11 protein-coding genes are annotated in these 15,567 nt (G+C 61.7%); 4 read left to right on the top strand and 7 right to left on the bottom strand.

The window, feature by feature from the left end; translation table 11 throughout:
• The 3 genes from FGD77_RS14345 to FGD77_RS14355 are packed head-to-tail and all read right to left on the bottom strand — an operon-like array spanning position 1 to position 3,619.
• Complete coding sequence (locus FGD77_RS14345) at positions 1-1,050, bottom strand: ABC transporter permease (protein ID WP_255010806.1); 1,050 nt, start codon at positions 1,048-1,050, stop codon at positions 1-3.
• Complete coding sequence (locus tag FGD77_RS14350; protein ID WP_255010808.1) at positions 1,040-2,587, bottom strand: ABC transporter ATP-binding protein; 1,548 nt, start codon at positions 2,585-2,587, stop codon at positions 1,040-1,042. The genes FGD77_RS14345 and FGD77_RS14350 overlap by 11 nt, the downstream gene beginning before the upstream one ends.
• On the bottom strand, positions 2,588-3,619 hold the full coding sequence (locus FGD77_RS14355; protein ID WP_255010810.1) for a BMP family protein: 1,032 nt from the start codon (positions 3,617-3,619) through the stop codon (positions 2,588-2,590).
• Positions 3,620-4,069: 450 nt separating this feature from the next.
• Between FGD77_RS14355 and FGD77_RS14360 the strand changes: the two genes are divergently transcribed.
• Positions 4,070-5,071, top strand: coding sequence for a GlxA family transcriptional regulator (locus FGD77_RS14360; RefSeq protein WP_255010812.1), 1,002 nt, complete (start codon positions 4,070-4,072; stop codon positions 5,069-5,071).
• 48 nt (positions 5,072-5,119) lie between these two features.
• Here FGD77_RS14360 and FGD77_RS14365 read toward each other — a convergent pair whose 3' ends face one another.
• From FGD77_RS14365 to FGD77_RS14380, 4 genes are all read right to left on the bottom strand, one after another.
• Positions 5,120-6,109, bottom strand: a complete 990-nt coding sequence (locus FGD77_RS14365; protein ID WP_255010813.1) for a C45 family autoproteolytic acyltransferase/hydolase — start codon at positions 6,107-6,109, stop codon at positions 5,120-5,122.
• Positions 6,110-6,114: 5 nt separating this feature from the next.
• Complete coding sequence (locus FGD77_RS14370) at positions 6,115-7,572, bottom strand: biotin carboxylase (RefSeq protein ID WP_255010814.1); 1,458 nt, start codon at positions 7,570-7,572, stop codon at positions 6,115-6,117.
• A 26-nt stretch (positions 7,573-7,598) separates the two neighbouring features.
• Positions 7,599-10,358, bottom strand: coding sequence for an aminotransferase class I/II-fold pyridoxal phosphate-dependent enzyme (locus tag FGD77_RS14375; protein ID WP_255010815.1), 2,760 nt, complete (start codon positions 10,356-10,358; stop codon positions 7,599-7,601).
• A 125-nt stretch (positions 10,359-10,483) separates the two neighbouring features.
• Complete coding sequence (locus tag FGD77_RS14380; RefSeq protein WP_255010816.1) at positions 10,484-11,476, bottom strand: carbon-nitrogen hydrolase family protein; 993 nt, start codon at positions 11,474-11,476, stop codon at positions 10,484-10,486.
• Between the two features lie 479 nt (positions 11,477-11,955).
• On the opposite strand from FGD77_RS14380, the gene FGD77_RS14385 reads away from it, so the two are divergent.
• The 3 genes from FGD77_RS14385 to FGD77_RS14395 are packed head-to-tail and all read left to right on the top strand — an operon-like array spanning position 11,956 to position 15,429.
• A complete protein-coding gene (locus tag FGD77_RS14385) occupies positions 11,956-12,912 on the top strand; it encodes a TAXI family TRAP transporter solute-binding subunit (protein ID WP_255010817.1) in 957 nt (318 codons plus the stop codon).
• An 11-nt stretch (positions 12,913-12,923) separates the two neighbouring features.
• Positions 12,924-13,382 carry a DUF1850 domain-containing protein gene (locus FGD77_RS14390; protein WP_255010818.1) on the top strand — a complete coding sequence of 153 codons (459 nt, stop codon included), beginning with the start codon at positions 12,924-12,926 and terminating at the stop codon, positions 13,380-13,382.
• A 19-nt stretch (positions 13,383-13,401) separates the two neighbouring features.
• Complete coding sequence (locus tag FGD77_RS14395; RefSeq protein ID WP_255010819.1) at positions 13,402-15,429, top strand: TRAP transporter permease; 2,028 nt, start codon at positions 13,402-13,404, stop codon at positions 15,427-15,429.
• The last annotated feature ends 138 nt before the right edge of the window (positions 15,430-15,567 follow it).

Genomic DNA, 15,567 nt, shown 5'->3' on the forward strand with positions numbered 1-15,567 from the left:
CTATTTCCTCACCACGCGAAACCGGGTCAACAGGATCGCCACCACCATGAGCAAAAGGGCTGTCGCCAGCATGATGTCCGCCAGATAGGTTGGCACGCCGACGGCGCGGCTCATGCTGTCGGCGCCCACGAAAATGCCGGCGACGAACAGTGCGGCGGCGATGACGCCGAGCGGGTTGAGCAGCGCCAGCATCGCCACGATAATGCCCGTGTAGCCAAAGCCGGGGCTTAGATCGAGCGTCAGGTTGCCCTTGAGACCGGCCACTTCGGAGAAGCCCGCCAGCGCGGCCAGCCCGCCCGACAGCAGCGCCGTCTTGATCAGTACGCGGCCCACGGGGATGCCGGCGAATTCAGCGGCGTTGCGGTTCAGACCGACGGCGCGCATTTCATATCCCAGCGTCGTGCGCGCGCTGATAACCCAGACAATGACCGCCGAGATAAGCGCGAGACCAAAGCCCCAGTGCAGACGCAGCCCCTCGACGATGCGCGGCAGCCGTGCCTCGGGGATCAGGCGCGCGGATTTGGGCCAGCCCATGCCCATTGGATCCTTCAGCGGACCCTCCAGCAGCATCGACACGAAGAGCAGGAAGATGAAGTTGATCAGCAGCGTCGTGACCACCTCGTCGACGCCCAGACGCACCTTCAGCAGTGCGGGGATCAGCAGCAGAATGGCCCCCGCGATCATGGCGAAGATCGCCATTGTCGGCAAAAGCAGGATCGCGGGCCAGTCCAGCAGCCCCGTGCCAAGGATCGCAACCACCAGCGCCCCGGCGTATAGCTGCGCCTCGGCGCCGATGTTCCACAGCCGCGCGCGGAACGCGACGGCCACGGCGAGGCCGGTAAAGATCAGCGGCGTGGCGCGGTTCAGTGTCTCCAGGAGGGCAAATTTGCTGCCGAACGCACCCTTGAGGATGAGGCCCAGCACCGAAAATGGGTTCGCCCCGGCCAGCATCGCCAGCAGGGACGCGATGATGACTGTCGCGACGATTGCCAGCGCAGGCGGCGCAAGTGTGCGCGGCAGCGACGGGTTGGCGATGGGTTCAAGACGCATGAGCCGTCTCCTCGCCGTAGCCGTGGCCGGCCATCCAAACGCCCAGCTCGGCGGGGCTCATGGTGCCGCGCGCGAAGGGCGGCGACAGGCGACCTTCAGAGATGACATGAATAAGGTCCGACAAGGCCATGATTTCATCCAGATCTTCGGATATTAACAGAACTGCTGCGCCGCGATCCCGCGCCGCCAGTAGCTGGGAGTGAACGTAGTTGACAGCCCCGATATCAAGGCCGCGCACCGGCTGATTGGCCAAAATGATCTGCGGCGCGCCTTCCATCACGCGCCCCAGGATCAGCTTTTGCATGTTACCGCCTGACAGCAGGCGGATGCGGGTGCCGGGGCCGGGGCAGCGCACGTCATAGCTGGCGATGATGCGGCTGGCAAAATCACGCGCCGCGCGCCAGTTCATCCAGCCGCGGCGGCTGAAGGGCGCGTCCTTGTATGTCTCAAGGATGGCGTTCTCGGACAGGTCGAAATCGGCGATCGTGCCCGTCTTGTGCCGATCCTCGGGGATGCGGGCGATACCGGCGCGCACGGCGGCGCGGGGCGACCATTGCACCACATTGGCGTTGTTGAGCATGAGGGCGCCCTTAGAGGGCCGGATCATCCCGCCGACAAGCTCTGCCAGCGCGGCCTGACCGTTGCCTGACACACCGGCAAGTCCGGTGATCTGCCCGGCATGAAGGCTGAAATCCAGCGATTTCAGCCCCGGCGCGCTGCCGCGATCCGGGGTGGTGACGCCGCGCAGCGACAGCAGCGGCGCGCCGGGTTTGCCCGGTGCGGCCTTGGGCGCCGTCACCTCGCCGCCGACCATGCGCGCGGCCAGATCGTGACGGTCGGTGCCGGACGTGGCGCCCTCATGCACTACCTTGCCATGGCGCAGGATCACGACACGGTCGGATATCGCCATGACCTCGTGCAATTTGTGCGAGATGAAGATGATCGACAGCCCCAGCACCACCGCCTTGCGCAGCGTTTCGAACAGATCGTTCGTTTCCTGCGGGGTCAGCACCGCCGTCGGCTCGTCCAGGATCAGGATGCGCGCGTCGCGGTAAAGTGCCTTGAGGATTTCGACCCGCTGCCGTTCGCCCACCGTCAGGGCGCCAACGCGGGCATCCGGATCGACGCTGAGCCGGAAATCCTGCGCCAGCCCGGTGATACGCGCGCGCGCCGCAGCGCGGCCCAGCCCCGGCGCCCACAGGGACCGCGTGCCCAGCGTCACATTCTCCAGCACGGTCATGTTTTCGGCCAGCGTGAAGTGCTGATGCACCATGCCGACACCGGCATCCAGCGCCGCGCGCGGGTTGCCGGGGGGCAGGGGCTGGCCCATGACTTCGACGGAACCGGAATCGGCAGTGTACTGGCCGAAAAGGATGTTCATCAGTGTCGTCTTACCAGCGCCGTTCTCGCCCAGAAGGGCGATCACCTCGCCCTCATGGAGGGTCAGGTCGACCGCGTCATTTGCCGTCAGCGCGCCGAATGTCTTGGTAATATTGTCGAGGCGCAGGACGACCTGCGCCTCTGTCTGATCAAGCATTTATTGGGACTTCGGCTCTTCGTCGTTGATCTCGACGATGAAGGTGCCGGCCATGATCGCGGCCTGGCGTGTGTCCACCAGTTTCAGCGCGGTCTGCGGAACTTTGCCGTCGAACGTGCCAAGGGGCGCCAGTTCGGCTCCGCCCTCCTTCATATAGGAATAGATGCCGTAGTCGGCCGCTGAAAACGTGCCGTTGCGGACCTCCTCGATGGCCTTGTCCAGCGTCGGCTCGAAATTCCAGATCGCCGAGGCGACGACGGTTTCGGGATACTGCGCCTGCGTGTCTATCACGTTGCCGATGGCCAGAACGCCCTTTTCCTTGGCCGCGTCCGAGACGCCGAACCGCTCGGCATAGAGCATGTCGGCGCCGTTTTCGATCATCGCAAAGGCGGTTTCCTTGGCGGCGGGCGGATCGAACCACGAGCCGATGAAGCTGACCTGGAATTTAGCATCCGGGCGCGTTTCGCGCACGCCTGCCATGAAGGCGTGCATCAGGCGGTTCACCTCGGGGATGGGAAAGCCGCCGATCAGGCCGACATTGCCTGTCTTGGTCATAGAACCGGCAATGATTCCACTAAGATACGAGGCGTCCTGAATGTAATTATCAAACACTGAAAAGTTCGGCAGTGACCGCTCTTCCTTGAAGCTGGAGCCGAGAAGGAACGCGATTTCAGGATACTCGGCCGCGACTTCACGCGCCTCCTGCTCGACTGCGAACGCCTCGCCGACGATCAGTTGATAGCCGCTTTCGGCATATTCGCGCATGACGCGGGCATAGTCGGTATTGCTGACATTTTCGGAATAGGTGTAGTCCAGATCGCCGCGCTCGGCGGCGGCGGTCGCAGCCTTGTGCAGGCGGCTGACCCATTGCTGTTCGACCGGGACGGTGTAAATGCCGGCGCATTTGATCGGTTCTGCCGCCATTGCCCGGGGCGCCCCCAGAAACAGCCCTGCAGTCAGTGCTGCAGCGGCGGCTGTCGCCATGAACCGGCGGCGTGTCAGGCCATGCTGTGATGTCGATGCCTTGGTCATAATTTTGATCCCCCAATGGATACAACGGCAGAGTATTGTCCAAATGGTAAAATCAAACGCTGTCGAAGGCCAGCGATTTGACGGGGGCAGCGACGGCGTTTTCGCATTTGCTTTGTGCGCTCGGCCATGAGGCCCGCAGTGCACTGGCGCGCTGCGGCAGATCGGTGCCGTCTGGGGGGTCGGCAATCTTGGTGGTTCTCGTGGCTATTTTATCACCCGCGAACAGCGGAACAGATTTGAGATGTTGGCCAAGGCCGCAAATCTGGCCGCAGCATGCAAAATTTTCGGCATGCTTACCGCCGCGCGTTCAGCGGCCAGTTAAGTATGTGGGCCTCTGAATTTGTGCTATCAGCAATTTCTTGACAGGAGCTTTGAGACCGAAAAATCAGCGTCGGATCGGCTTGGCCCGGCTGTCGTTTGGGCGTATCGTGGGACAGGGCGAGGGGCGCGATGACACAATCGAATTACATCCCCAAAGGGGCGGAAAGCTTCAAGATCGGGCAAGTCACGGCGCCTTGCGTCTTTGACTTTGTCTTGCTGCCCAAGCTGACGATGCTGGCCTTGTCGGCGGCCATCGAACCGCTGCGCGTGGCCAACCAGATATCGCAGCAGGAGCTGTATCGCTGGCGCACCATGACGCCGGGCGGCGCGCCGGTGCGCTGCTCGAACAACCTGTCGCTTGAGGCGGACGCGCCCTTGGGTCCGCCGGCGCGCGGCGCGCGGGCATTCATCTGCTCGGGGGTGGAGCCGGGCGAGACGGTCGATCCTGTCGTCACCCAATGGGCGGCGCGCCAAGCGGCGCATGGCACGCCGGTGGGCGCGATTTGTACCGGGGCCTTTACGCTGGCGCGCGCGGGGCTGCTGCGTGGCCGCACCTTTACGTTGCACTGGGAAAATCAGCCTTCCTTTGTCGAGGCCTTTCCCGATCTGGTGCCGACGCCGAACCTCTATGAGGTTGACGGTGATCTGATGACGGCGGCCGGCGGGTCGGCGTCGACTGACCTGATGCTAAGCGTGATCGAGGATGATTATGGGCCCGATTTCGCGCTGGTCGTGTCGGACATGTGCCTGCACGGGCGCAGCCATTCCACCCACATGCCGCAAAAAACCGCGCGCTCGGCCGTGATCGGCAGCCGCAATCGCCACCTGATCGCCGCGATGCGCCTGATGCAGACCAATCTGGAAGAACCGTTGAGCGTCGAGGAGATCGCCACCGAGGTTGGCATTTCCAAGCGCCAACTGGAGCGTAGCTTTGCCCAGCACACCGGGCTAAGCCCGCGGCGCTACTATACTGACATGCGTCTGGCGCGGGCTTATTCGCTGTTGTCGGAGACGGACCTGCCCATCGTCGAGATCGCAGCCGCTACCGGCTTTGGCGGAACATCGGCCTTCGCGCGGGCGTTCCGGGCCAAGTTCGATACGGCGCCGGGGAAATTTCGCAAGAGATGGTAGTGAGTTAGGTTCAGATCTTAAACCTGTAAGCGAACGGAGCGTTTTCGCTCACTCTGTCGCTGCATCCCCCTCCGGCGTGTAGATCACGCGCGTGTCCTCGCGGAAATCGTGCAGATCCAGCGGCCAGCTGGCATGCGGCCAGCGCAGCTCCATCTGGCGCTGGCGCGGTCGCAGCACCGCCGTGTAAATCGTGCCGAACCCCTGATCGAAGCGCGACGAATAGAGCGGCGGGCGCAGGAACGCCTTGATGAATTTCTCCTTGGACTCCACATGCAGGGTCAACCGTTGCAGCAGATAGCGCTCGCGCTCGACCGTGGCGGTAAAACGCGCGTGGCTGGCCCACTCGACCCGCTCCTGATGGTTTGTCGCGACCGCCTGATGGGTGATGATCGTCTTGCGGTCGGGGGCCATGAGCGCGGTCAGGAACTTGCGCTGCGCGTCGATGACGGTGACGTTATAGCTCATGTGCGTCGGCACGCGGGCCAGCACGCGGCCCGCCTCGGCGGTGGTTTCGCAGGTTTGCAGCACATAGCGCAGGATCAGCGGCACGCCGAACCCGTCCCCGACCACCCGGCGCCCGCCGAAGGTCAGCGACAGCGCCAGCCCCGCATCGTTGATCCCGTCAACCAGCCCCCACAACCCGTCGGACGTGCCCATCACTGCGCGCCCCTGCCAGTTCGTGCGCAAGGTCAGGCTATCGAACGCCTTGGGCGAATAGTCGTAATTGCGCACCAATACCGGCTCCTTGCCCGGCCAGATCGCCTGAGAGCAGGCCGAAAGATATGGCGGTGGGCAATAAAAGCTGAGGAACCGCGCCGCATGGTCCGTGCCCCCGGCCAGTTCAACCAGCTGATCATACAGCGGGACCATCTCGGGCATATGGGCGCGCAGGGCCTTGCGACTGTCCAGATAGCCGGGGCGCGCCTCTGCGCCCTCGCGCGCCCACCAGCGATGGTAGTCAGGCCAGTAATGACGGAAAAGCCCGGCCCATTTGGGGCCGGGGTGATCCTCGGAGATGGCGCGCCAGTTCAACTGCATGAAGGCTACATGATCTTGAAGGCAGGATCCGCCAGCGCAGGCCCCGCCTCGGCGGTTGGCATGGGTCGGCCATGGACACCCGCCTTGATACCGTGAATCCAGCGCTTGCCCCGCTCGGTCAGTTTGAAGCCGTTGGTCATGGAGCGTCCGCGCGTTACCAGAATACCGATATCGGCGCCCTCATAGCGATAGTCGCCGGGCTGTAGAATGCGCAGGAAAAACGCCTCATTCTCGGACTCGACCGCGCGACGGTGATAGTCAAAGCGATTGAAGTCAACGTTGCCATCCTCGTCCATGCGATAAATGCCGGTTTCCGGCACGTCGCTGGCGATGTCGACGGTGTCGTCGGTATGCTTGATCACCATCTGGGACCAGCTGTCGATCATCTTGGGGTCTGCCCAGCGGTCATTCAGCTCCTTGATATCCAGCTTGAATTTCTTCTTGGAGAATTCCAGCAGGTGAAACAGGAACAGTGGCGCGTCGGCATGGGCAAAAGCGGCGTGGTTCGTCATCGAACTGGCGCCGGTGATGCGTGGGTTCAGCTCGCCCAGCCAGATATCGCCGGTTTTCTTGTCGATCAGGAAATCCAGCTCGAAATAGCCGCGATAGCCCTCCTTGCGCAGCTGCTCGCCAAATTTGAAGGTCAGCTCGCGCGCTTTCTGGCGCACCTTGGGCGGGAACGCTGTCGAGAAAATCTCATTGCCGCACCAGCCACCGCGATAGGGGGTCAGTTCCTTGAAGCCGACAAGTTCCGTCATCAGCGGGCCTACGATAGTGCCTTCCTTGGTGGCGCAGGCCTCGATGGCCGAGCCACGGCAGTCGATCCGCTTCATGATCTTGATCTCGCCCTCGCCGATGATCTCGTGCTCGTGGCGGCGGAAATCGGCCTCGGACTTGATGAAGAACGTCGTGTGCCCGCTGTCGCCATAGGCAGATTGCAGCACCAGATCGTGGCCCAGCCCGGCCTTGTCGCAGATCTCGTTCAGATGTTTATAGCTTTCCACAACGCTCAGCGTATTGGGCACCGAAGGCACGCCGGCCTTGTTGCCGATGCGGACGGTTTCGATCTTGTTGTCCATTTTCTGGCGCAGCTTGGCCTTGGGGAACCAGACATCTGCGCCCAGTTCCTTGGACAGACGTTCGGTTTCTTCGTCGAACATCAGGAACACGAACTTCGGCTTGCCACCGCGCCGTTTGATCAGGTCGATCACCTCCTTGTGCTGAAGAAGATAGTTGTTGATGTCCTCGATCGACTGGAATTCGGCATGGGGCTGCTCGGACGGTACGAAGGTGTTGGGGTGTTTGCCGCCATAGCAGTCGATGTAGCTGATATATTTGAAGTTCTTGCACCACTCATCAAGGCCCAGAAGGTTGAAGTTGGTGGCCGAGATGAAATAGATCGGATCCTCGTTACGGTGAAAATGTCGGCGGATCTCCGAGATGTTCTTGAGCTCTGCTGCCATGGTTTCATATCTCCCATTACTATTTTTTATAGTTTTGCGCGCGCGTCGTTCAGTTTCAGCCGCGCCTGATTGGCCTTGCCCGCCCGTTTCAGCGCGTCCTGGGTGAACACCCGCAGGCCCAGATCGCCGCGGTAGCCGTGGATTTCGCTGACATCCAGCGCGCGCATGAAGGACAGGATTTCTGCGCTGACCACCTGGCCCGGTACGAGGATCGGAAAGCCGGGCGGGTAGGGGATGATGAACTGCGACGATACGACGGGCTCGCCGCTGGCCATCGCGTCGTGGATGGACCCGTCCAGCTCTAGATAGTCGCAGTTCTTTTCGTCATAGCTGAGGAAAAACGCCGAGCGGATATCGCCCTCGGGCGTTTCCGGACCGGACCGAAACGCATCGTGAAAGCGGCTGAAATCGGGCAGGGGGGGCAGGTCGTCCATCAGGTTGGACACGCGTTTCTCGAAACCGCGCCGCTCCATCATCGACGCGTCATCTTGCAATTCGTCCAGCTCGCGTGCAATTTCCACCAGCACTTCGATCAGATAGGCGACCGAGGACCGCGTGGTGCCGATGTTCGTCATGAACAGAACCGTATTGCGCGACGTCTTGTTGATCTGGATGCCGTATTTATCCATCAGGATATCGGTTTTGAACGTGTCGCCGTCCCAACCGGTTCCGCCAACGGATAGCGTGACGCGGGTGGCGTCCAGCACAAATTCGTCGGTCTCCCAGCAGTCCCAGATATCGGTCCAGCCCTGCTCGGGATCGTAATAGCTGCTGACGCCGCTTTCGCGGTGCACTTCGGGGATCATGTCGCCGGCCGTCAGCACCTTGAAGTACTTCTGGAGCAGCGGATGGGTTGAGATCGCGCGCCGCATCGACATGGCCGCCTCGACCTGCCTCTGGACGAATTCGTACCCTTCCAATTCGACTTGGCGGCGCCCCACATCGAGGGATGCAATGATCTGGTAATTGGGGGATGTGGAGGTATGCGTCATGTACGCCTCGCGAAAAGACGCCTCGACCTCGCCCTTGAAGTCCTGGTCGTTGACATGGATCATCGAGCCTTGGCGCAGTGATGTCAGCGTCTTGTGCGTCGATTGCGTGGCATAGACACGCACGCGCGACGTGGGCGGCGGGATCAGCCGGGTTTTCAGCAGGGTTTCGGTATCGGCATCCTTCAGCTCTTCTTGCTGGGCGGCGTAGGCGGCGGCATGCTCGGTCGTGCGCAGCCGCTCGCGCAGCACGTTGGCCGCGTTCATCGCCGTGCGCTGTTTGTAGGTGGGGCCGAACCGGGCAAAGGCGAACCACGCCTCGTCCCACAGGAACACCAGATCGGGCTTGATGGCGAGGCATTCCTCCATCACCCGCTCGACATTATAGACGATGCCGTCAAACGTGCAGTTGGTCAGCAACAGCATACGCACGCGGTCCAGCTTGCCCGCAGCCTTCAGTTCCAGCAATTGGTGCTTCATTTCGCGCAGGGGGACGGCGCCGTACATCGAGTATTCGTTCAACGGATAGCTATCCAGATAGCACACCTGCGCGCCGGACAGCACCATGCCGTAGTGGTGCGACTTGTGGCAGTCGCGGTCGATCAGCACGATATCGCCGGGCCGAATAAGGCCCTGCACGACGATCTTGTTGCAGGTCGACGTGCCGTTGGTGGCAAAATACGTCTGTTTTGATCCGAACGCCCGACTGGCAAGCTGCTGCGCCTCCTTGATCGGGCCGATCGGCTCCAGCAGGCTGTCGAGGCCGCCTGAGGTGGCTGACGTTTCGGCAAGGAAGATGTTGGAGCCGTAAAAGGCGCCCATATCCTGAATCCAGTGCGATCGGCTGATGGATTTTCCGCGGCTGATCGGCATGGCATGGAAAACGCCGGTAGGCTGTTTGGAATATTCCACCAATGCCGTGAAAAACGGCGTCTTATAACGGGATTGCACGCCGCGGATCAGGTTCAGGTGCAGCTCCAGAAAATCCTCTTGGTTGTAGAACACGCGGCGGCAGATGCCGAGGTCGAGCCCGGCAATATCTTCGACCGAGCGATCGGTGATCAGATAGGCGTCCAGTTCGGGGCGTACGCGGGCGATCATGCGGCACAGTTCGGGGCCGTAATTGGTGGGGTCCAGTTCCTGCAGCGCTTCGATGCCTCCGGCCCGGTTCAGATAGCGGGAGAGGATCGGCAAATCCAGCTGGGATTCCAGAATCAGGCCGGGGCGCACCACGATGGCCTGAATGTTGTGATTGAACAGCACCCCCATCAGCGCGTCCTGGAGGCTGGGCACGATGACCGTTTCGTAATGAAAGGGGTCTTCGGGGCGGCGCATCCGGCTGAAATTGGACTTCAGCCAGCGTTCCTGATGCTCGTTCAGGTTGTCGACAATCATCACTTCGAAATAGGGCTTGGTATGCGCGCGCGCCTCAAGCGATTGCATCGCTTCGTCTTCGTGATCGTCGGTTTCGGCGCCGTCGCGGTCCAGTGGAATGTGGCGGCGACGATACGCGCCGCTGGTCAACGCGCGGCTGATGCGCTGTATGGTAAAGGACAGATCGTCGTAATGTCCCGCGTCAAAGGTGCGGCGCAGCGCATCAAAGGCAGCGGTGCCGGGAAACGCCCAGTAGGTTTCAATCGGGGCGAGCGATGTGAGCAGTTCGTCGGTCTTTTCCCTCAGGGATTTGGACATGCGCCCCCCCTGCGATCGGACCAAGGCCCCTGTGGTTTCGCGCAGCGCGCTCCACCTGTCGGCGCGCAATTGCACGGCCGAGTAATAGTCTGTCATGGACTGCATTCAACTTCCCCGTTTTTGGCGGCTGATCAGGACAGGGCGGGGGAAAAGTGATCGTCCGGATCGTCCGCATTTATTCAAGCGTTCCGGCACCTTGCCATGAGGTGTCAAAATACCGAAACTCTTTGTCAGTTCGTTATCGGCGGCGTCCCCTCGTTTGTGCCCGACGTCGTTCCGCCCGAAATGTCTGTTATTTGCTCCACAAGGCCACGTGAGGCCAGTTGTACATCCGGCGCCGTCAGGTCAGAGCGCAGCATGCCACCTGCGTCCTGACGCGGTATGGCGAGCGGGCCCAGCCGGTGCAGATAGGCATCCGTGCCGCTGCTGCGATCGTAGACCGAAAAATCGACCTCGCGGTCACGGAAGCTCTTGAGAACCTGGCCCAGCCCCTTCATCCCGCGCTCGCGCTGGCGGCGCACGGTGTCCAGGTCTACCTCGATCGGGAACATGTCCTCCTGACCGGCGGATTGATGCAGGACGGTCGATGTGGGATCGACTACGCAGGATTTACCCACGCCCCCCGCGCCCAACCCATTGACGTCAAAGACATAGCACTGGAATTGCGCGGCGGTGGCGCGCGCGATCGACAGTTCGGCCTCGCGGTCTGTGGTGCCGGTCAGTACCGGATGCAGCAGCACCTCGACGCCCTGCGATGTCAACTGGCGGGTGGTTTCAGGAAACCACATGTCATAGCAGATCGACAGGCCGAAACGGCCAACCTCGGGCACGTCGAAGACGCAGAATCCCGTGCCCGCGGCAATGCCTTCCTCGTAGGGGCGGAACGGAAACATCTTGCGGTAGGTGCAGACGATGTCGCCATCGGGATTGATCACGGTCGAAGTATTGTAGATGCGCCCGTCCTCGGCCGTCTCGAACATCGATCCGGGGATCAACCAGACATGATGGCGGCGCGCCGCCTCGCAAAACCGGTCCACTGTGTCATTGCGCAAAGGCAGCGAGAATTTCGGCAGCGGACCGAACGGCGCCAGTTCGGAAAACAGCACCATCTGCGTCCAGGGAAACCGCGCCATGAGCAGATCGAGCCTGTGGATCATCCCGTCGACATTGGGTTGCAGGGCATTGACGTACATCTGCACGCCCGCGATGGCGAATGGCGTCATTTAGGCCGTTTCCTTTGCGATTTATCCAGCAGTTCGATCACCCTACGACAGGTGTAATTGAAAAAACAACAGTGGAAAGGGCTAATCGTGCCCCGGATCGGCGCGGGCGGGTTGCGTCGTGGCACTGGGCTTTCGGCTCCGGGTCACGGAACGGAGTCTGAGAACAGCCGCCCCCAGCTGCATGACACCCCCCCCCGAATCTACGGCCAAACCCGCACGGTTTTGTTGGCTAACACAGGGGAATACTCTGAGCTTGTTTACTGGATGCATGACGCCGCATCGCGTGACCGCGTCGGTCCTTGACCGCTTGGGCGCAATCATCGATCAGAACAGGTGTCGGCCCTCGCGTTGGTCTACAAGTGCCGGGTGGGCGGAGCACTTGACACAGCGACCCAAACCCGCACACGATATGCCATGATTGATGCGCTTTCGAGCGGCTGAAGCATCAATATAATGAATAATAACTGGGAGATATGGACATGAAAAAACTGTGTTACGCGCTGACGGCGGTGGTGGCCTTCACAGGCGCGGCATCGGCGCAAAACCTGTCGATTGCCACCGGTGGCACTGGCGGCACCTATTATCCCTATGGCGGCGGTCTGGCCGAACTGATCGGAAAATACATCGACGGGGCGCAGGCCACGGCTGAAGTGACCGGCGCATCTGTGGAAAACATGGCGCTGATCGCGCAACAACAAAGCGATCTGGCCATCGCGTTGGCCGACACCGTCTATGACGGCTATAACGGCTCAGGCGCGTTTGACGGACGCGCCGTGGCTGACGCACGCGCGCTGGCGTCGATCTATCCCAATGCGGTGCAGATCGTGACGCTGGCCGATAGCGGCATAGCGGGCCTGAGCGACCTCAAGGGCAAGCGCGTGTCGGTCGGTGCGCCCGGTTCGGGCACCGAGGTCAATGCGCAAGCCATCCTGACGGCCAACGGCGTCAGCTATGACGATTTCGAACCCCAGCGGCTGAACTTCAACGAAACCGCAGATGCGCTGCGCGACGGTGACATCGACGCCGGTTTCTGGAGCGTCGGTCCGCCGACATCGTCGATCCTGAACCTTGCCGCGACCCGTGATATCAAATTGATGTCGCTGACACCGGAGCAGATCGAAGCAGCAAGCGCCGAGGAGCCGGTGTTCGCGCCCTACACGCTGCGCGCGGGGCTTTATGACGGTATGGAGGTCGACGTCCCCACAATCTCGATCCCGAACGTGCTGGTTGTAAATGCCGCCATGGACGAGGAAATGGCCTACCAGATCACCAAGGCGATGTTTGAGCATGTGGACGAATTGATCGCCGTGCATCCGGCGGCCAACGACACCACGCCCGAGTTCGCACTGTCCTCCACGCCGATCCCGCTGCACCCCGGCGCCATCCGTTGGTACGAAGAAGCAGGCCATACCGTCCCGGACAAGCTGCGCCCGTGAGGCATCCTGCAATGGGGCGGCTCTTTTGGGCCGCCCTGTTACTCTGTTTGAACGTTCATCCGGTGACTGCGGGCACGCTTCGCGTCGTTGGGCAGGGTGGTGCAATACTGGTTGAGGAAACAGTGGCAGAAGGCGGCGAGTGGTGTCTCAGCTGGAACCATTCCGTGACTGGCGGGGCAGTCCGTGATTGCTTTGCGGATCGGGTTGGCCGCATGATACTGGACCGATCCTATCTGCACGATTTTGCCGCCGGTCTGGGCGAAGTTGCCGGACGGGGGCGTATTGAGGCGGCAGACGGTGGCGGGTACTGGATACGCGACATGGACGATCCGATTGCCGACAATACACTTGCCTTGCGGGTGGGCCAACACGACGTCGACCACCGATTGCACGTCGGCGGCCATGTTTATGTCCTGTCCGATCTGGCGGCAGGCCAGCGCGTCGTGCTGCAACTGATTGAAAAACCCTGACCTGAAAAGGCGTATCCCGATGGGCGAAACCAACCCGACCGAGCAGTTCGATCCATCCGGCGCACCGCAGCAGCGGCGCACCACGATGATGGTCATTGCCGCTGTGGGCATCGCCCTGTCCCTGTTTCAGCTATACGCTGCGGGGATTCAGCCGTTGGGTCTGTTTTACCAACGCTCGATCCATCTGTCGTTCATCATGGTGCTTGCCTTTCTGATGTTTCCCGTCACCGGCAAGCGCCAAAGAGGCGCCATTGCATGGGGCATCGACGTTGTTTTCCTGACCGCCGCCATCGCCAGTGGCGCCTATATCGTGATCAACCTCAACGAAATTTTTGCCCGCGCCGGGTTCTGGAGCCAGACGGACATCTGGATGGGCATCGTCACAACCCTTGTGGTGCTGGAGGCCGCGCGCCGGTCCATCGGGCTTGGCATGACGTTGATCGGTGTCGTGGCCATCGTCTATGGGCTGGCCGGGCCGCGCGGGGCGCTGCCGGCCGTGGGCGAATGGCTGCCGGGGATACTTGAGCATCGGGGCAACAGTTTCGACCGTCTGGTCGGGCAGCTTTATCTGGGGCAGGAGGGAATCTATGGTCTGCCTCTGGGTGTTGCCGCGACCTATATCTTTGTCTTCGTGCTGTTCGGCGCGTTTCTAGAGGTCACCGGCGCGGGCAAGTTTTTCATCGATCTCGCCTATGCCGCTACGGGGCGCAAGGCCGGGGGACCGGCCAAGGCGGCGGTGCTGGCCAGTGCCGGGATGGGCTCGATTTCCGGCTCGGCCATCGCCAATGTGGTGACGACGGGGGCCTTTACCATCCCGCTGATGAAGAAGCTCGGGTATCGCCCCGCGCAGGCAGGCGGGATCGAGGCCGCGGCCTCGACCGGGGGGCAGATTACGCCGCCGCTGATGGGGGCGGGGGCCTTTCTGATTTCTGAATACACGCGCGTTCCCTATATCGACATTGTCATGGTCTCGATCTTTCCGGCGATCCTCTACCTCGGCACGGTCTATCTGTTCGTGCATCTGGTGGCGATGAAAGCGGGGATGAAAGGAATGCCGCGCGCCGATCTTCCCGTTGTGCGTGATGTGCTGAAGGCGGGCTGGCAGTTCATCGTGCCGCTGGGCGTGCTGATATGGCTGCTGGTGAACAATCTGTCTCCGATGCGGGTGGGCTTTTGGGCGATCGTCTCGGTCGTCGCGGTGGCGTTGATCCGCGCCATGATTGAACTGGTCTGGCTGGAACCGCAGCGAGGCACGTCGCTCACGCGGGCGCGTGCCACTGCTGCCGCGCGGCGCGGTATCGAGATTCTGGGGCAGGCGCTGGCGCTGGGCGCGCGCAACGCGGTTGCCGTGACCATGGCCTGCGCGGTGGCCGGCATTATCGTGGGCGTTGTCGGGTTGACCGGGCTGGGGCTGAAATTTTCGTCGATGATGGTGGCCTTTTCGGGCGGCAATCTAGTGCTGGCGCTGATCCTCGTCCTGCTGGCCAGTCTGGTGCTGGGCATGGGCCTGCCGGTGACGGCAGCCTATATCGTGCTGATCGTGCTGGTCGGCCCTGCGCTCAGCAGTGAATTCGGAATGCCGCTGCTGATCGCGCATCTGGTGGTGTTCTGGTACAGTCAGGACAGCAACGTCACGCCGCCAATCGCGCTGGCAGGGTTTGCCGGCGCCGCGATCGCCGGATCCAAACCGCTTGAGACATCGCTACAGGCGTGGAAATTTGCCAAGGGCCTGTATCTGATCCCGCTTTTCATGGTCTACAACCCCGAGATCATCATGGGCGGCCCGGTCCCCTATGTGATCTATTCTGGCGCCATCGCCGTGATCGCCCTGGTAGGCTTTGCCGCAGCGCTTGAGGGGTGGCTGTTTACCCGGATGGGCTGGATTTCGCGCGCCCTGATCGTGCCTGCGACAATCGCGGTCTTTCATCCCGATTTTTTCATCGAAACCGGTGGCGCGCTCGCTATGCTGGTGATCATGGCGCTGAACTGGCTCCAGTCACGCCGGGGCGGGACGGTGGTGGGCGTTGCCGCTGGTAAGGGCTGTTGATTGGGGGCGTCATGACAGGTGTTTTTACCGTCGATGAAACCCCCGGCGCCGGGTAATCTGACCTGAGCAAACTGGAAAACCCAACAGACGGCGCGCAAGGCTGGAAGGCCCTGGTTCGGGCCAACAGCAATTCCGCCG

This window comes from Roseovarius sp. M141 (assembly GCF_024355225.1).
Lineage (GTDB): Bacteria > Pseudomonadota > Alphaproteobacteria > Rhodobacterales > Rhodobacteraceae > Roseovarius.